An 18,416-nucleotide genomic window follows, 5' to 3' on the forward strand; every position below is an offset into this window, starting at 1 on the left:
TGGTATTATTTTGGTTAGTTATTTCCAGTTAGTATGATAGAACTTTCCCGTGTCATCATCTACCCTTTGATAGGTGTGTGCACCAAAATAATCACGCTGTGCTTGTATTAAATTAGCTGATGAATTTGCTATTGCAAAGCTGTTTAAAAAGTTAATGGATTCACTTAAACACGGAATTGGCAATTCATTTAAGATACATTCAGAAACTACTTTTTTAACAGTTGGTTTTAATAATTTTATTTGCTGAATAATTTTTTCGTTAGACAATATATTATTTGTTGTTTTAAAAATTTCAACCAACTCTACCATAAGATCCGATTTGATAATACAACCGTTTGTCCAGATTCTAGACAGTTCACTTAAATTCAAATGCCAATTATAACTTTTAGAAGCTTCGTGAATTAATTTAAAACCTTGATAATGATTCATGATTCTAGCAAATTGATATGCTTTTAAAATATCGTCATTAGTCAGATTCAGCTTTGAATCGTCCTTCGATTTAAAATTTTTACTCACAGCTATTCTCTCTTCTTTATAAAAAGAAGTATAGCGAGCGAACAAGGCAGAAGCTATCATCGTACTAGGTACTCCTAACTCAGCAGTTGTTATGGTTGTCCAGTTTCCTGTGCCTTTATTTCCTGCTTTATCCATTATTTTATTAACTAGCCAATCATCGCCGTCCTTTTTTCTTAAAATATCAATGGTAATTTCCAGCAAATAACTATTTGTTATTTCTTTCCAGGATTTTAAAATATGAGCCATTTGGTCTGGATTATTACCCATAGCCTTTAAAATACTGAAAACCTCTGCCAACAATTGCATTTCAACATATTCAATGCCGTTATGTACCATTTTAACAAAATGGCCACTACCTTCGGTTCCAATATAGGTGCAACATGGCTTATTGTTTTCATCTTTTGCAGCGATGGCTTCTAAAAAGGGTTGCACTTCTTTGTAAGTATCTTTATTACCTCCCGGCATAATGGATGGCCCTTTTAAAGCGCCTTCTTCTCCACCCGAAACACCAGCTCCAACAAAATGTATATTTTTAGATTTTAAGTAATCGAACCGTTCTTTTGTTTTCTTATAATTTGAATTTCCGCCATCTATTAAAATGTCTTCTTCTGTTAAAAATGGCATCAAATCTTCAATAACTAAATCAATTATTTTACCAGCATTTACCATGAGCATAATCTTTCTTGGCGTTTGCAAAGAATTCACAAAAAATTCAATATTATCAAAGGGAAGTGCAGACGATAACTCCTCAAATTCATTCTTGAAATTAAATGCAATATTTTCTTCTACGCCATCTACATGTCTATTAAACATAGATATTTTAAATCCTTTATTTGCCAAATTTCTACTAAGGCTTTTGCCCATAACACCCAATCCAAACAAACCGAATTCTACTTTTCCTGATAACCCTTTTTTTATCACTTCTACAATATTCTTAGGCGTTAAACTTATATCTATTTTAATGGCATTTTTTGGTTCTTCTAAAATATCAAATTGCGATTTTAACAAATTAGAACTCATAAAATGATTATCCCGTTTATTAATTCTATCTAAAATTTGTTCAAATGACCCGTAAAGAAAAACCCATTTTGTATAACTTTCAATGCCACTATTTAAAATATCACGATAGCTTTTTTTTAATGCTGAACAAACAATAACACAACTGTTATTTTTCAATTGTTTTATAGCTAGTTTATTTAATGTTTGCAACCACTCCAATCTATCATCATCATTTAAAGCTTGCCCTTTTGACATTTTCAAAATATTGCTTTTAGGATGGTAATCATCCCCATCAAAAAAAGGAATTTGTAATGCCTCAGACAATAACTTACCTATGGTGCTTTTACCAACACCAGAAACACCCATGACATAAATAACTTGTTTTGAATTCATTTACTTTATAATTGTGAACTCCATTTTATTCCCAGGTTCGATCGTATGCTTTCTGTTTTCTGAAATACCATCAATAGATATGTGAATAATTTCGTCGGATAAAGATTGAATCATTAATTTATCATCGTTTAATTTTAAAAACACATCTGAAACGTCTGAAAACTCAATATTAATCTCATTTAATTGTAATTGTTTTACCGAAAAAAACATTTGAGCATACTCTTTTGTTAAAGAGGCTGATTGCTCTCCAGTGATTTTCCAAATTGAGGCATTTAGTTTCCAATCCTTCAAATCTGGATTTTCTCTTCCTTCTTCAATTCTATTTGAATAGCCTTTATAAGGATATAGTGCCGTTATAAAACTAAAATTGGTTTGGTCTTTTTTAGAAACTACAGACCAGCCTTTTCCACGTTGACCAGAACTAGCAACTTCATCTGTTGTAATTAATTGATAAATATCTAAACCCTCAGCATTATCGAAAGTTGACCTTATTAAATTTGGTGATTTTTCCAAGCTGTAATGCCCTTGCCAAACTTGTTTGTAAGTATGTTTATTATTAGATTTAAAATTATCCTTTACAATCCAAAAATCGTCTTTTACATAAATAACCTGTCGGCTGTAATCGACTCCAATATTTTCAAATCCATCGTGGCTACCAACAAATACATCTAAATCTTCACTTGTGTTCCAAACAATCATTTTTGGTTTTGGTAACTCTCTAAATTTTCCAAAACCACTACCCCCTTTATTCGATGTGTATTGCTTTCCTTGTAACTCATCATCTACCAAAGCAACATTTTTGGTCATCGAATTTTTAAACAACTCTAAATCTTTAAGCGAATATCTTACTTGATAATTTGGCAATATCACCTTGCCATTGGCCATAGCCTGAACACCTAGTATATCGCCATGCTGATGGTCTGGTTTTTTATCATCTAAGCCGTTAGAAATTATCATCATTTTATCCTCGTTATTCCAACCTTCACGCATAATGTAATACCCCGTTATTGGGAATGATAAAGATTTAGTAGTTGGTTTTACAGTCTCTATTTTTTTTAACATTTTTAACTGTTCCTCACTCAGATACCAATACATTTTGGACTTCACAAAGCTGTTAGCGAAATAGCCCATTTCTGGAGAATTAAAGAGTAAATACCCTAAAGTTAAGGCTCCCGAGATATTGTTTTTTTCTGCCCATGGATTATCGGTATCATCAGAAAGTACTGGAGCCGATTTATCTGGATAGGCAATTTTAGTCAAGGTTGTAAATAATGATTTTAATTTTTCCTCCCAAAAATCATTCACTTTTAAATGACTGTTTTTTGCTAATTGATAGACGTAGAAATAATTATCAATATCGCTCATGTGGTAATGCACGGTACGCTCAAACTGAAAGCCATCATCTTTAATTTCCTTTTCTAAATGCTTTTCTAATAACGCCATGGAACGCTCATACCACGCATCGGTATCTTTAAAATCCCTTAATAATATGGAAAGCATTGCGAGAGCAGACATCCCTCTTGTTTGATGATTTCCAGGAGTGAATTCGGGATTGTTTTCATATAAATTGGCACCATGTTGCAGTAAAGTCGCTATAGTAAGTAGTTGGTCTGAATCTGAATATTCCTTTTCGCCTAAAAACATGTTATGGATTTGCAACCAATTTAAAATGCGATACCCTGACCTGAATACTTCGTAAACCCCATTGCCGCCTTCTATATTCTCATAGTCATCTCTAACCAATGCGGCATTAAGTGACTTCAATTGGTTTTTAAAATAGTTTAAATATTCAGGGGTTTTATTTTGGTAATTATAATAAAAAGCAACATCCACCATTTTATGTTGACGTGCTAAATGTCTCAAGGCATAAGCATTGACAGACTCTCCGTTTAAATAGTTAAAAGGCAATTTCCATGGTGTGTCACCATTATATTTTGCCATGTGATCCAATGCTCTTTCTGTATGGTCTTGCCGAACTTTTGGATAAGTTTCTTGATATAATTGAAATCGCTGCTCAAAATTTTTCCAATCATAAAAATAGCGTTCAGAAAACGTCTCTCTAAAATACTGGGCTAAATGGGCTTCGGCTATAGATCCTTCATTAGTAATTTTATCCTTAACCTCAACTTTTAAATAGTTCGCTAGATTTTCATTTGAAATAATAGTGGTAGCAGGTATTTCCTGTGAAAAAATATTCTGAGATAATAGAAGTAATCCCAACAAAAATAATTGTATTGAATTTTTCATTTTTTAAACCCTTTAGTACATTAATTTTAATTTAAGGTTTTGAACTACTTTTATTTCTCCGGAATTTTTAGTAGTATTATCAACTGGTTTTTGCTCTTTTTCTCCCCATAAAACGGCAATAACTTTTACAGGATTATTACTGAATGTATTATTGGAAAAATCAACATTTACAATGCCTCGATTTTTTATCAAAATGTCCTCTTTTGAATCTTTACCAGAATTAGTAATCGTGTTATTTTTAAACACTAGATTGCCTCCAATGGTAGACTCGTCATAGCCTCCACGGTAGTAATCTAAAACAGTTTCATTTATATTGTCAAAAGTGGAATTAGTAACATATACAAACTCGGCATTATAGTCTCCTTTGTCATTGGTTTCTTTATTTAATTGAATCCCTTTATCACAATTTTTAATGATTGTGTTCGAAACCGAAACGGTATCTGCAAATGACCCTTTTGATACGCTTAGCACACTTTTAAAGTTACTTATTTCAGAATCTTTAACCCATAGATTATAAGATTTGGACATGTTTTTATCTAAGGTTGCAAATGCATCTTGTGTTTTGTTCCCTTTAAGTATAATATCTTCAATGACGAGGTTGCCCTTGGGATTCATCTCAAAAGCGGTATTTTCAGAAGTAAATACCAACTCAGCTTTGTTATTTTTATCTTTAGAAGTAATGGTGATTTTTTTGTCGATAACCAATGTTGAATCGATACTATAACTCCCAGAATTTAAGGAAAGAATATCACCTGAATTTGCCTTTTCTAGACTTTCTACCAATCTTTCATTTGTTGCAACTGAAATTGTTTTAATCTCATATTTTGGCCTTCCCGAAGAAAACCAATCTGTACCATATTTAGTTTTATCTATTAATACAGTGTTATCTTTTATAGGTATCACAATAGCTCCAACACCATTATTTTCTGAAGTTCTTTTATTACCAAAAATATCTGTGGTAATGGTTTCAAAATCAAAACCTGAATAGACCTCTTTATTATTTTCAGCAGGAATAAATAGTAAATCTGATACTTTACGTACTTCAAAACCTTTCGTTATTATGCCTTCTGGTTTTACTTTACTTTTATTTTCAACATTTAAAATGTTGTTTTTAAATAAAACGCCATCAACCTCATCATAATTCTCTATTGGATATTCATCACCTTCATGACTAAATATTAAATTATTAGCCACAATAGTTCTTATTGGTCTTGCCGAACGGATTTCAGATGCTGGTAACACATCACTCTGGCTTACATTAGACCCCACACTAAAATGAAAAGGGGTTTTACAATCTATATATGTATTGTAGGCTACCACAGCATCAGTTACTTGAAGATATCTATTTTGTGGTGACTTAGGTATGCCATTCATAACGGCTAAAGGCGCTCTAAATGTGTTTCCTTTTAACTTATAGAAATAGTTATTGGTAATCCAGTGCCCTGTATTTATAACACGAATGCCACCAATAAATTCTGAATTATCATTCCCTATAAAAACATTCCCATCAATGACCGCATAGTTGCCATGTCTTAAAACCAAAGAGCCTTCACTTTCAAAAAACACATTGTTTCTAAACTCATTAAAGTTTGATTTACTCGAAATTATTTCAACCTCGCCGTTACAACGATCAAAGAAATTATTCGCTACATAAGTGTGTGACGGTGCCATAGAAGTACCACTATCTCCTAGTTGCATTGTTTCGCCGTGAGGGCCACCTTTTCTAGGTCTTGATCCAAAATGATTATTAACTATTTGATGGTAATTTTTAATGTGTTCATTTCCTTTTAGTTGAACCATTATTGTAGGACCAAAATTAGATTTTCCAGTGATATAACAATTACTCAACTCGTTATGTCTACCCCAAAATTCCACCCAATGGTCGCTTACATCTCGATCTGGTTGTGTGAATTCTTCAATAACACAATGGGTGACTTTAGAATGATTTGCAATAGCACCTTTATCAATTTTAAACTGAATAACATTTTTTGAAGGCGTATATCCGTTTTTAAAATAAAGATCTCTAACCTCTAAATAATCACCACCAATTTGTAAATTTGAAGCGCCTTCAATAAAAACTTTACCAGGAGTTTCAGCTTTTAGAACAATAGGTGATTCTTTTGTTCCTTTTCCATAAAATTGAATTTGAACATCCTTCCAAACACCATTTGACAAAACAATATAATCTCCAGCTTTGCTGTTTTCTATTGCAGTATTTAGCTCTTCTATATTAGTTACTTTAATAGTGTTTAATTGTACTTGTTCCGTGCAAGCCACTAATACAATGACTAAGCTTAAAATGAATAAGTTTTTTTTCATGTGTTTATTTGTATTGTTTTTTATTGGTCACATGCGACATCCATCTAATCATTTCACTTCGGTATCAAGTTTTAGTTATGGATGTTTCATGTGTTTATTTATTATTCTTAATTAAGTCAATGAATCATTTTTTGTTATGCAAATAAGTAATGCTACTGCTAAGCTTGTTTCCAGATTTCCTGAATGGCATTCAAGTCTTTTTTCATGGCATCAAACACGACTTTTTTATCTACAGATAGTGTACTGTTCCCTTTTTCTGCGCCTCCCAAATCATACTCAAGATGGAGTGAAACTGGCGGTTTTAGTTTGTAATGCTTTAGTAACTTAAAATATTTATCGAAATCAACCATCCCTTCTCCTATTGGCACATTAACTGCTTGCCAACTACCATTAACCTTATCCCATTTATAATCTTTTAAAACAATCACTTTAATATTAGGATGTAAAAGTTGCAATCCGTTTTCCCAAGAAAACCCACCTTCAACCATGGCATGTCGAATATCATATTGTGCACCAAAATATTCTGGATTAACAGTTTCAATAATTTTCTTTATTTCCCAATAGGAGGCGCCCACATTCTTACCAGCATGATTTTGATAACATCCTACAAGCCCTAACTTCTCGTTTATATTGCCTAACTTATATATTTCTTCTTGATACATCTTTAATGTATCTAACATAGATTTTCCTTCTATGTATTTAAACCAATTGGTTCTATAATATTTAATACCACATTTAGAAGCACTTTGCAATATGTCCATATCCAGCGTGTTATTAACACTCTCAATACTTGTGGTGATCATTTTACAGTTAGAACCGCCTTCCTTGATTTCTTTAACTGCTATTGGGAGATCACTTTTTACAGTTTCTGGTAGGACATGACCTTTTGGTCGAACCGTTAAGTCAACTCCTGAAAAACCCATTTCTGCAGCCATTTCTCCAGTAGTCTTATAATCTAAAAACTGTAGATGTTTGGAAAAAATGTTAACATCTAAACGATTATCAACGGGACTTCCTTTTAACACTTGGTAAGGGAATGCTGAAAAGGACAGCAAACTTGCTGCACATGCCGTTTTAAAAATAAAATGTCTTCGAGTAGTCATTTATGTTTTTTATAAAATTAAATATAACTAGTAAAAAATTCACTCTCCAATTTACTATTAAAAATAAACTTCAGTTGTTTGCTTACAGGTTCAAAAAGAGGCTGTCTGAAAACTAATTAACTCTTGTCAAACTGAGCGCAGTCGAAGTTTCAATGTTTTGAAAACCAAAGCATGTCGACTGCGCTACCATTGACATCTATTTTATGTATTTGATTTTCAATTATTTAAATTTTAATCAAAATCTTTAAAGCACCCCTAAAGTCCCCTCTAGGGGACAATCCATAATTTAAAATTTTCAGTTTCAAATTCAAGTTCTGTTTCATTGTCAACATTACCGCTTGATAAAATTTTTTGGCTCGGGTCTCAATGTGACATTTAAGCTAAAAATTGACTTTTCAGACAGCCTCTTTAGAAATCAATAACAACTATTCAAACCAATCAACTATTACCTTCTTAACCAAACTTCCAGCATCAGCATTTATCTTTAAAAGACAAATACTGCTGCTTAAGTCTGAAATATTTAATCTGCTACTAATTTACCCAATATGAGAAAATAAAATAAAAGGGAATTTGTTTTCATAATTTTAAAAATGTTTCCTCAATTTTTTATATTAACTATAAATAATTATTTTTGGTTTTCCAATTTGGTTAACCAGATTGGTTTTCCAAATATAATTATTATTTTGCATTCTCCAAATAATTTTAACAAAAACACTAGAAATGAATAAATTATCAAAAGAATTAAAAGAAAAACTTTACAAGATAAGTACTGCAACCATAGCTACATGCTTATATAAAAGAGGATTACGGAATCAGTTTATTCAAAACGTGTTTTCACTTAGTATGTTGAAAAAAAACATGGTTGGAGAAGCTTTTACATTAAGGTATATACCAGCTAGAGAAGATTTGAATCCAGTTAGTGTATTTCGAGATCCAAAACATCCACAACGAGTCGCTATTGAAACTTGTCCTGAAGAAGCTGTATTAATAATAGATAGTCGGAAAAACGCACGAGCAGCTTCAGCTGGGTCTATACTCGTGACTAGACTTATGAAGCGTGGTGCTGCTGGTATTGTAACAGATGGAGGTTTTCGAGACTCCGAAGAAATTGCCAATCTAAATTTTGCTTCTTACCATCAAAAGGCATCAGCTCCAACCAATCTAACGCTTCATCAGGCTATTGATATTAATGTACCCATTGGCTGTGGCGATGTAGCTGTATTCCCTGGGGATATTGTTGTTGGAGATAAGGACGGCGTTATAATAATTCCTCAAGATATAATAAATGATGTGATTTTAGAATGTGAAGAAATGACATTATTTGAAGATTTTGTCTTAGAGCAAGTTAATAATGGTGCTTCAATAATTGGATTATACCCACCTACTAATGTGCAAACTTTTAGCGTATTTGAAAAATGGAAATCAAATAAAAAAAGTTCATATAATACTGAAAATAATAGATGATGGGATAAGGAAAACGCTCTAAAACGACATTACTATTATAATCTATTTCTTATTGGCGTGTTGTCTATATTGGTTTTTGTTTCTTTTGGGCTTGCAACAAAAAGTCGGACAAATTTTCTAAGACCTATGCCACATTTTTCATTTGATAAAATTCTAATTCCATTTCTTTAGGTGTTTTATTTCCCAAGGAAGAGTGTGCAGGGGTTTCGGTTTACCTCTTCCATCAATACTGAATCGGAACTGCTTTTTCGCTAAAGGATGTTTCAGCGGTGGGTGAGGTAAAATAAATGATTTATTCATTTTAAAGCCTTATTTGCATTGAAGTATTATAAATAGTATTTTAAAGCCTTATTTAGCAACCTAACTATATTATATGAACTGGGACTTAATCCTTCAGGGTATTTACATTTTAGCAGTAATCGCTACCTCTTTAAGAATCATTTGGGACACCCGTAGCCATAGTAAGACCATAGCCTATTTAATGCTAGTTATTTTCTTTCCAATTATTGGTATGATTATATATTTCGCCTTTGGTGTTAATTATAGAAAGAGAAAAATCTACGATAAAAAACTCTTTCAGAATAAGGATTTAAGATCAAAACTCGAAAAACAAATCAATTCAAGATCAAAAGATATATTGTCCGATGACACTAACGACATTGATGAGAACAACAAATTGGTAAAGTTCCTGATTCATGAAACCTTAAGCCCTGTTACGGCCAATAACAAGGTAAAACTATTGGTAAATGGAGAAACAAAGTTTCCCGAAGTTTTTAAAGCCATAGAAAGTGCTAAAGATCACATTCATGTTGAATATTACATTTTCGCAGATGATGAAATAGGATGCGAGTTTGTAGAAGCACTGATAAAAAAAGCAAAGGAAGGTGTAAAGGTTAGATTTATCTATGATGATTTTGGTAGCAGGTCAATAAGAAAGAAACAGGTTCCCAGATTAAAGGAGGCTGGTGTAGAAGCCTTTTCGTTTTATAAGATAAAGTTAATCGCTTTTGCAAATCGGATTAATTATAGAAATCACAGAAAAATAATTGTTGTTGATGGAGCTACGGCATTTGTTGGTGGCATTAATGTAAGCGACCATTATGTGAATAAAAGAGATACTGGTAATGATAAAAAAGAAAAAAAGAAGGCGTTATTTTGGAGGGATACCCATTTAATGTTGCAAGGCCCAGCCGTTGCCTATTTACAATACACCTTTATCACCGACTGGAATTATTGTTCAGAAAGTACCCTAGCACCCGATGATCATTTTTTTCCTAAGCATTCAAAAATCCCGAAAAGCGAATCCAAGATAATGCAGATTGCCGCAAGTGGTCCGGATTCTGATCTGCCTAATATAAAATTTTCCTTGTGCCAGGCAATACATCAAGCTGAGGAGGAAATATTGATTACCACACCATATTTTATTCCTGGGGAAAGCGTAATGGATACCATTATTATGGCTGCGAATAGTGGCGTAAAAGTAAAATTATTAGTTCCAGCGAAATCGGATTCAAAAATAGTTGATGCTGCGGCCAGGTCTTATTATACCATGTTGCTAGCCGAGGGTGTTGAAATATATTTGTATGAAAAAGGATTTATACATGCAAAAACAATGGTGACAGACAAAAAACTTTCAATAATCGGTACCGCAAATATGGACATCAGAAGTTTTGACCTTAATTTTGAAGTTAATGCATTGGTGTACGATGAAGAGTTTGCAAAGGAACTATGCGATGTATTTGAAGATGATTTAAAATATTCAAAGAAAATCGACCCAGAAAAGTGGATGTCACGCCCAAAACATATTCAGTTAATCGAGAAAACAGCGGGCTTATTGTCCCCAATGCTTTAAACACTGTATTTTTATAATTCTTTTAAATTGTGGGTTAAGAATTTCCAAAAATTTTCCCTTAATTTAAAGACTTCAATTAATAACGTTTTATACCATAAAGAACTCTCTATAAAAAGGGTGGTTATAAATCTAAGTGAATAGCAAGTGAGTAAGAGGCTCGCGCAATGTTACGGTTTACACCGTTTTGATTGCTAACGGTTTAATGATTTAACAGTTTTGTTTTTTAGTAATTTTGATACCGTTTGTTCTTTCTTGAAAATGGAAAATTCTAGCTCAAAATTTGAAAACTACCGTAATCGCTTAGGCAGAATATAGTCCAGATTTAAATCCAATAGAAAAGAAATGTGCACAAGCAAAAAGTGTCAGACGAAAATTTAACTATTACGCCTAACGAACTCTTTTTATATTCAAAATTATGACGTTTTATTTTGATTTAGCTATAATAAACTAAAAATTCCCCGATACTTTTGTATCGGCGCCCCTTTTTCTCCCTCTTCCTCAATGAGGGTTGAAGATTAGAAGGAAAATTAAAACACAAATTTAAGAATAATCCATAACAAGGAATTGGATTTCATACCTTTTGCCATCTTTTTGGTAAATTATTATTTCATTTGGTCAGCCCTTAAGTGGAATTGAAGTGAGGTATATATATAACACCGTATTCCCCCTTCTTTAGGTTTTTTTTTAAAATTCCATTACAGCACAAATAAGACTATAGTGTCCATAGATTAGAGATTCCCAGATATGAAAAGGCGCATAAAATGACGGGGTATCGATTAGCACACCTATTTTTTGGCATCACTGACTTGCCTTAAGATTCCCCAAACTAAAGAGAAAGAACTTAAAATAGTATTTTCATTTTGTTCAATACAAAAGTTTACAAACCTAATGCAGATAAAAGACACCTTACATCTTGATGTGCAGGTTTATTTCAAAGAGAAATAAAACAATCATTCCATATTTCATTAAAAAGAATATCATTCAAAATTATATATTTAAGAGACACACTTATCTCATTTTCAATAGGTCGACTTGATATATATCTTAAAAATTCATGAATTCGGTATAATTATTTGCTTTTCGATATAACTCAACTTCTTCTCTTTTCATATATCTTTTTACTTTATAGTTTAGTTCTTCTACATAACCAAAGAAATCACCGTGAGGATTATTATAATCATATAATGGTAATGCGTGAATATTAGCTTTCCCTGATTCTCCAATAGTTGGAATTCCTTGAACATCTCTATTTGTTAATTGTATAGGTGTTTTATTATAAAGAACTAAATTGAGCTTATGAATATGAAATCTAGCAGCTACATTTATATTACAAGCCACAAGACCAATATTGGCTGAAGGAAATGTGTTTCCTGCACTAACAACCTCAGGATTAAGATCTACGGTAATGTCTCCCAAATCTTTATCTGTACCAAACAGCTTCAATTCCAAAAAATTCACATAAACTACAGAGTTTTCCCATTTGTCTTTTGAAGGCGCACTTCTGGCTATTTTAAAAAAACCTTTAAATGGAACTTCAAAAGTCCCCATCTCTGGAATTCTAAATACATCAATGGTTTCCAGTGTCATATGATCTATTCCGGCAGGAGGATGTTGCTTACGGATATGTTTCTTTGGGGCCAATTCACCGTGAAATAATTCCTTTAATAACGATTTATCAACGACATTACCCCACATTGTTTTTTGCCTTCCTTCTACGATAGTTGTAGTTACAGAAGTTAGCTTTTTTATCTTTTCTGATAATGATTTATCAATTTGAGCTTTAGGTGAAACATCACCATAAGATTCTTCGAAGCCTTTTAACAATGCCCCAAGTTTTTTTCCTAATTCTAAATAATCCATAGTTTGTTTATGTTTAAATTAATATCTTTTTAGTACTTAACAATAGATACAAACATTTATCCGTTGTTAAAATAAATCCCTAATTTATTCCCTTCTGAATCTATAAATAGAGCAAAACTTCCCATATCTTCAGATATTAAAGCCTTAGGATTAATGATTTTTCCACTTAAAGTTTCAACATTATTTAATGTTTTTATTAAGATTATTACCTCCATTAATGTAGTGTATTACACCATATTTTTTATAGGGAAAAACCTATTTTTATAGATTAGAAATTCATTGTTTTAATTAAATTCAAAAAAATATTGTAAAATTTCAATCCATGGTCAAAATCTTGAACAGGGATTGTTATAACGGATCTTTCATATTCAACTTTTCTATAATCAGGAAAATTACGTTATCTTTTTTTTTGCTGTCATAATACATGTTTTAGTTACTAATTCGATTTATAATTAGTGGAGGAGAGAATCGGTAATCTAAATGTATTATTTAAATAGCATATAAACTATACCCAAGCTTGGGCATTTTCCTGCTAATTTGTTAAAGAAAACGAAAGGAATCTTTAAGAAATAAGATTAAATGTGACACCAAATGTTTTTTAATAGCCTTTAAGATGGATGCTTAAGTCATGGGGCCTCATCGACTCAGGGCAACTTGAAGTATAAAAATTCATTGCTACTACAATTCTAATTTTATCATTATCCCTTAATGGTGGCACATAATGGGAGAATTTTCTAGCATCAAAAAAAACAATGTGCCCTGAAACAGGATAGATTCTTGAACTGTTTTTTTCTATTTCTTGAATTGAATAGCAATCTTCAGAATTTGCTACTACTAATTCTCCTCCTTCTCCTGGAGTGTGTGTTGTCACATATAGAATGCCTTGTATTGGATTTGTATCAACATGCGCTTCATACCTCATAGTTGTTCCATTTTGTATATTTAAAACAGCAGCATGTAAATCATCTTTAGCAATGACTACTTTGTCGTCTGTTAAGTACTGAGCCAATTCAACAAACTTTGTGGCGTATAATTCATATAACCAAGGTGCTGTTCTTTTCAGTGTGATGCCATCAACATTTGCCACATTTACACCTTCTTCATTTGCTTCTCTACAGGAGCTATGTTTAGGAAGCAATAACCTTTCGTCTCTATATTCTTCAGCAATATCATGGATCATTTGTTTCCAACCTTTCGGTAACATATTATTGACATCAAATGATGTCCAATGAAATTTATCTTTCATGATTTTATTTTTTAATGCTATGCGATTTTCTCTTTAGATAATAATTATTCCATTATGTTTTAGCAGTTGTAATTTCTTTTAAATAATATGGAAGGTCTGTATAATTAATTATATATGGGTTGCCATCTTTTCTTTCATCTACGTCATCCCAATCCGTATTAGGTTTACGATGATAACGTTCTAAATTATAGTTTTCTGTAATTGGAAATATATAAGATTTCTCAAGGTTGTTGTTTTTTGTAAAAAAGCAAGATGGTAAAGTATGGTCTGTATGATAATTTGATTTATACATACTGACGTCATTAAAATGACTACAAGATTTGCTTAAAGCTATTGTTTTAACACTCCAATCTTTAGCTATTTTTGGTGTAAATAAATTAGCAAATACAGAATGACCCACCGCATTTATAGATAAAGCGATTCCTTGTGGAATCTTTCGATCATCCCACCATGTTGCATATGCTTTTTGAGAAAAGTAGTTGATGGGTGTATCCCAGCAAAATATTTTACTTTTAGTTATCGGGTTTTTAAGATAGACCTTTATTAATTCGGTGGCGTTTAACCCAACTTCTTTTTTTAGAAGTATAGAAGCCAGTTTTTTACTAATAGCTATTAGGTTCTCCGCTTTCAAAAGGTGGTCACATTTCAAATAAAGAATGAATCCCATGCTTTTTCCTAAATAGGTTTTAATTTCCCACTGACGCCTAGCTTTCCATATTTTTTCTTGGAGAAGAGACTCCTCCAACATTAAAAACTCATTTTCATTGATAATGCAATAATCCAGTAATTTTTTTTGCGCTGCATATCTAGCAAACAGACATGGCTGTCCTTTTTTCATCCACCGATTTAGATGTGTTACTATATCTTCATTTTCTTCAGACTCTGAAATTAAAGCACTAGTCTCAATAAATAATTTATCCGCTATAGCTGCGTCGTATAATTCCATAATTATCTTAATCTAAAATTATAACATATCATATATTCTCTTTGATGTTGTTTTTATACTAGAGCAGTTTTGTTTACTGAACTTATATGTATAGTATTATAGATATTTTCTGGCCAAGGTCTCCTTGGAAAAGATTTTGCTCTATACTTAAGCAAAAATAGTTTGGCTTCTAATTGAAAATCAATCGAGGGCATTAAACTTTTTAAGATGCCTTCAAAAGTTAACAAGGAGAATATAGCTCTTACAAAATCCTTAGAGCCAATCATTTGAAATTTATTTTGTACGCTGAATAAGTCGGTTACAAAACCTGAAATTTGAAATTCACTAATATTTAACCCATTGTATTGGTCAAATAAAAGACCAACAGATTCGTAAAACTTTTCTTTATTAAATTTTTTAGGAACCTGTTTACTTTGTCTAATGATAATATCGGAACACATTGTAACATCTCCTATAACAAAGCCATAAAAAAAATCTCCAAAATCTTTCTTTGTAGCGTCATTTAGTTTAGCAACAATCCCAAAGTCCAGTAGCACCATTGATTCATTTGAAAATCCTACATTTCCAGAGTGTAAATCTGCATGAACAACACCATTATCAAAAATCATTTGATAAACTGCTGTTAGTCCTTCTTTGAGTGCCTTTTTATAATTAAGTGTATCCTCTTCATTTATGTCTTTTGCTTCTTTGAATCCATCAATATACTCCATTGTAAGGACTTCTTTATTACTAAGCGTATCTATAATTTCTGGTATACGAATAGCCTTGAAGTGTTTTAGGTTTTCCTTTATTGTTTTAAGATTTTCAGCTTCTAGTTTTAAATCTGCTTGATTTTCTATTAATTCTTTTATTTCCAAGAGCGAATCAACAAATGGAATACTCTTATATATTTGTAAACGATCTAAAAAGCGAGCAAAAAATAGAATGATTTTAAAATCGGCAACCATGTTGTTAACCAATTTTTTATTGGACACTTTGAAAGCGACCAATGTGCCATTTCGTAACTTTCCTTTATATACTTGCGCAACACTACCGCAACCTATGGGTTTATTATCAATGCTTTCAATTAAAGTATCTGTTTTTTTTTCTCCAAGAAAACTTCTGACTAACTTATATGGATTATCTCGTTTTTTCGTCCTAACACTACTATGAAGCCTACCTAGTTGCGCTCTAATTTCAGTATTGAAAGTATCTGGACGAGACGCTGAAATCTGCCCGACTTTGATGAATCCTGATCCTAATGTTTCTAAATAATTTGTAAGAACCTTACCAAAAAAATTAAATCGATTGAAAATTTTACTTCTAAACCAAAGAATCAATAGCACAGGAATATACCAGAATGATATAATTATAAAGTATGTGATTCTTCTGATATATATCATTTTGAATTAAGGTTCTATTATTGTTTCCGAAACGAAGTATGATAATCCATTTGGATCACTAATCATAATCCCTTCAGAGCTTTCCATCGTTACAAGGCAATTGTTTTCGATTAAAATTTTCTTGGCTACAGGCATTGAATCGACTTCAAAAGCAAAAAATACTTGTCGATTGTTGTTTTCTTCTAAATAAAATGTAATCCCAGAAGCGCGTAATTTGATTTCTTGTTCATTTTCAGATAAAAACTCCATTCCCAGAACATCTGTATAGAAATCTCTGGCCCTATTAAGGTCTTTTACCTGTACAGCTATGTGGGGAGAAAACTTAAATTTCATTTCTAAGAATCCTTAAGCGGATATTTTGTTTTTGGTCCAGTTGATCTAGGATCATTATCACGTTTATAGTGATCTATAGGGTGAACTCCTGGGCATCGGTCATAATGCTCGCCTGGGGTTTCAGCTATCCCATCGCGATCTCTATCAATTTCTCCATCCAAAGTTGTATATGAAGGTAAGGTGTTTAAACCAATTATGCCTTTTACATCAGGTTCAATATTTCCATAATACGCACCTATAGTATAAGTATTTATATAAGGTCTTACACGTTCATCAATGATATCACCTAAGTGGAACAAACCAGCGATTAAGTCCATTCTTCCTGAAGGATCAAATGTTGCTTTGTCTGGTCTTGTGTAACCCCAAGCATGTATAATTCCTGTGACATTATTAATAGCATAATGATCTCTTATTTGAATATCTTTATTGAGCTGCCAGGTGGCCGCTCTAGCTACCAAAATATTGGCATCAGTAATAACTCCTTCAGATTCGTCTCCGACACGTCCAGAAGGGTAAAAAGGAATCTTCATCATTGTACGCATGCTTGCCACTCCTGTAACATCATCACGCATCACCGTTCTTCCAGTAAACAAAGTGCTTTCTATATGGAGTGAGCCATCAGTATGCAGACCTTCCAAATGTTTTGTTAATACAACTCTGTCCATTCTAGTTTCTACTTTAGTACATGCTAATAATTGCCCTGCTACTCGTTTCTCCTGAATTGGACCATACAGATGGTACATCCATTTCCCAGGCTCGACCTCAACATATTCCCTGAGTGCCACACGAAGAGGTATCGTTTGATCAAATATTTCTTTTTCATCTGATTTTACATCCAGGCGCTTTCCTCTTGTTACACCTCCTAGCGGTGCATTATAATATGCTCTGGCTAATTCAGGTATATCTTTGGGCACTCCTTTTAATTCTAAATAGTGTTTAAAGGCTTTGCCATCTAATCTCACCAATTCCTCAAATAAAGACTTTCTTACATCGCGATCGGTCTCTCCTTGCCAAAAATCTAATAACACGCCAAATGATGATTGATCATATCTATAGGAGTACTCCAAAAGGGCATATTCTCGTACTGCTGGGTCTGAATGATTTCCAGCATCTGATAAAAGTTGTTTATCGGATATTGGGACTATTGGTTTTGCAATGGCTTTCAAATGTCTAGCAAAATGATCTTGGGCTTCATAAATTGGATCCATGTAATATTTCCACATAATCTTTAGAATTTAAGGTTTGTATATTTTCACATTAATAAGACTAAAACTGCATCACTAGATGCTAACAGTTTCCATAAATTAAAGGAGAAATATGATTTTTCGCAATACCCAACCTTGGGCATTTTTATGATAACGAGTGGATCGTATTTATTTTATATCAAATTAAAGGCATATGCAAAAGGGTAGAGCTGCCCTACAGAGTGAATCTCTAACTTTCGATTTATATTTTTTCGGTGTTGCTCGACGGTGTATCTACTTATAAATAAATGCTCAGCGATTTGCGGATTGTTATTCCCTTTTATGAGTAGACCAACAATCTCTTTTTCACGTTGAGTGAGATGAGAAAATTTTTGCTTGTTTTTTTTGATAAACTCTATTTCTATAAGAATTCTATTTATTTTATGAATGATTTGACGCTGCTTACTAGGGGTAGGAAAGTTAAGCAATCTAGTGATTGAATTGAATACATCAAATTCAATCATATCTTTTTTGCTTTCTAATGCTTTAGATGTGATTTTCCCTTTCATCTG

Annotated in this window: 14 protein-coding genes; 2 read left to right on the forward strand and 12 right to left on the reverse strand. The window is 32.5% G+C overall.

Annotated features, from left to right (window positions below; genetic code table 11):
* Positions 1–18: 18 nt before the first annotated feature.
* The 4 genes from gndA to FAF07_RS17815 all read right to left on the reverse strand — a co-directional run bounded on the left by gndA (position 19) and on the right by FAF07_RS17815 (position 7,577).
* Entirely contained in the window at positions 19–1,908 is a 1,890-nt protein-coding gene (gene gndA / locus FAF07_RS17800) for an NADP-dependent phosphogluconate dehydrogenase (protein WP_142786383.1), read from the reverse strand.
* On the reverse strand, positions 1,909–4,155 hold the full coding sequence (locus FAF07_RS17805; RefSeq protein WP_142786384.1) for a heparinase II/III family protein: 2,247 nt from the start codon (positions 4,153–4,155) through the stop codon (positions 1,909–1,911). It abuts the gene before it with no gap.
* 12 nt (positions 4,156–4,167) lie between these two features.
* Positions 4,168–6,474 (reverse strand): chondroitinase-B domain-containing protein, encoded by a 2,307-nt coding sequence (locus FAF07_RS17810; protein ID WP_142786385.1) that lies wholly within the window; start codon positions 6,472–6,474, stop codon positions 4,168–4,170.
* Between the two features lie 158 nt (positions 6,475–6,632).
* Positions 6,633–7,577: a sugar phosphate isomerase/epimerase family protein gene (locus FAF07_RS17815; RefSeq protein ID WP_142786386.1), complete on the reverse strand. Its 945-nt coding sequence runs from the start codon at positions 7,575–7,577 to the stop codon at positions 6,633–6,635.
* A 720-nt stretch (positions 7,578–8,297) separates the two neighbouring features.
* Here FAF07_RS17815 and FAF07_RS17820 point away from each other — a divergent pair.
* A complete protein-coding gene (locus FAF07_RS17820; RefSeq protein WP_142786387.1) occupies positions 8,298–9,041 on the forward strand; it encodes a ribonuclease activity regulator RraA in 744 nt (247 codons plus the stop codon).
* Between the two features lie 373 nt (positions 9,042–9,414).
* Complete coding sequence (gene cls, locus FAF07_RS17825) at positions 9,415–10,893, forward strand: cardiolipin synthase (protein ID WP_142786388.1); 1,479 nt, start codon at positions 9,415–9,417, stop codon at positions 10,891–10,893.
* A 1,044-nt stretch (positions 10,894–11,937) separates the two neighbouring features.
* Here cls and FAF07_RS17830 read toward each other — a convergent pair.
* The 8 genes from FAF07_RS17830 to FAF07_RS17860 form a co-directional block, all read right to left on the reverse strand.
* A complete protein-coding gene (locus tag FAF07_RS17830; protein ID WP_142786389.1) occupies positions 11,938–12,753 on the reverse strand; it encodes a DUF6073 family protein in 816 nt (271 codons plus the stop codon).
* 56 nt (positions 12,754–12,809) lie between these two features.
* Complete coding sequence (locus tag FAF07_RS18635) at positions 12,810–12,968, reverse strand: VOC family protein (protein WP_185956476.1); 159 nt, start codon at positions 12,966–12,968, stop codon at positions 12,810–12,812.
* A gap of 383 nt (positions 12,969–13,351) precedes the next feature.
* Positions 13,352–13,957 (reverse strand): 2OG-Fe(II) oxygenase, encoded by a 606-nt coding sequence (locus FAF07_RS17835; RefSeq protein WP_221930767.1) that lies wholly within the window; start codon positions 13,955–13,957, stop codon positions 13,352–13,354.
* Between the two features lie 94 nt (positions 13,958–14,051).
* Entirely contained in the window at positions 14,052–14,945 is an 894-nt protein-coding gene (locus FAF07_RS17840) for a hypothetical protein (RefSeq protein ID WP_142786391.1), read from the reverse strand.
* 53 nt (positions 14,946–14,998) lie between these two features.
* Positions 14,999–16,327 carry an ABC1 kinase family protein gene (locus tag FAF07_RS17845; RefSeq protein ID WP_142786392.1) on the reverse strand — a complete coding sequence of 443 codons (1,329 nt, stop codon included), beginning with the start codon at positions 16,325–16,327 and terminating at the stop codon, positions 14,999–15,001.
* 6 nt (positions 16,328–16,333) lie between these two features.
* Entirely contained in the window at positions 16,334–16,660 is a 327-nt protein-coding gene (locus FAF07_RS17850) for a VOC family protein (protein ID WP_142786393.1), read from the reverse strand.
* A gap of 2 nt (positions 16,661–16,662) precedes the next feature.
* Positions 16,663–17,883, reverse strand: a complete 1,221-nt coding sequence (locus FAF07_RS17855; RefSeq protein ID WP_142786394.1) for a hypothetical protein — start codon at positions 17,881–17,883, stop codon at positions 16,663–16,665.
* A gap of 155 nt (positions 17,884–18,038) precedes the next feature.
* Positions 18,039–18,413: a response regulator transcription factor gene (locus FAF07_RS17860; protein ID WP_142786395.1), complete on the reverse strand. Its 375-nt coding sequence runs from the start codon at positions 18,411–18,413 to the stop codon at positions 18,039–18,041.
* Positions 18,414–18,416: the final 3 nt, after the last annotated feature.

This window comes from Changchengzhania lutea (genome assembly GCF_006974145.1).
GTDB lineage: Bacteria > Bacteroidota > Bacteroidia > Flavobacteriales > Flavobacteriaceae > Changchengzhania > Changchengzhania lutea.

Bases quoted from the DNA above. Each gene is read 5' to 3' on its own strand.
- gndA (WP_142786383.1), bottom strand. From the start codon at position 1,908: ATGAATTCAAAACAAGTTATTTATGTCATGGGTGTTTCTGGTGTTGGT.
- FAF07_RS17830 (WP_142786389.1), bottom strand. From the start codon at position 12,753: ATGGATTATTTAGAATTAGGAAAAAAACTTGGGGCATTGTTAAAAGGC.
- FAF07_RS17855 (WP_142786394.1), bottom strand. From the start codon at position 17,883: ATGTGGAAATATTACATGGATCCAATTTATGAAGCCCAAGATCATTTT.
- FAF07_RS17810 (WP_142786385.1), bottom strand. From the start codon at position 6,474: ATGAAAAAAAACTTATTCATTTTAAGCTTAGTCATTGTATTAGTGGCT.
- cls (WP_142786388.1), top strand. From the start codon at position 9,415: ATGAACTGGGACTTAATCCTTCAGGGTATTTACATTTTAGCAGTAATC.
- FAF07_RS17845 (WP_142786392.1), bottom strand. From the start codon at position 16,327: ATGATATATATCAGAAGAATCACATACTTTATAATTATATCATTCTGG.
- FAF07_RS17840 (WP_142786391.1), bottom strand. From the start codon at position 14,945: ATGGAATTATACGACGCAGCTATAGCGGATAAATTATTTATTGAGACT.
- FAF07_RS17815 (WP_142786386.1), bottom strand. From the start codon at position 7,577: ATGACTACTCGAAGACATTTTATTTTTAAAACGGCATGTGCAGCAAGT.
- FAF07_RS17835 (WP_221930767.1), bottom strand. From the start codon at position 13,957: ATGTTACCGAAAGGTTGGAAACAAATGATCCATGATATTGCTGAAGAA.
- FAF07_RS17805 (WP_142786384.1), bottom strand. From the start codon at position 4,155: ATGAAAAATTCAATACAATTATTTTTGTTGGGATTACTTCTATTATCT.
- FAF07_RS17850 (WP_142786393.1), bottom strand. From the start codon at position 16,660: ATGAAATTTAAGTTTTCTCCCCACATAGCTGTACAGGTAAAAGACCTT.
- FAF07_RS17820 (WP_142786387.1), top strand. From the start codon at position 8,298: ATGAATAAATTATCAAAAGAATTAAAAGAAAAACTTTACAAGATAAGT.
- FAF07_RS18635 (WP_185956476.1), bottom strand. From the start codon at position 12,968: ATGGAGGTAATAATCTTAATAAAAACATTAAATAATGTTGAAACTTTA.
- FAF07_RS17860 (WP_142786395.1), bottom strand. From the start codon at position 18,413: ATGAAAGGGAAAATCACATCTAAAGCATTAGAAAGCAAAAAAGATATG.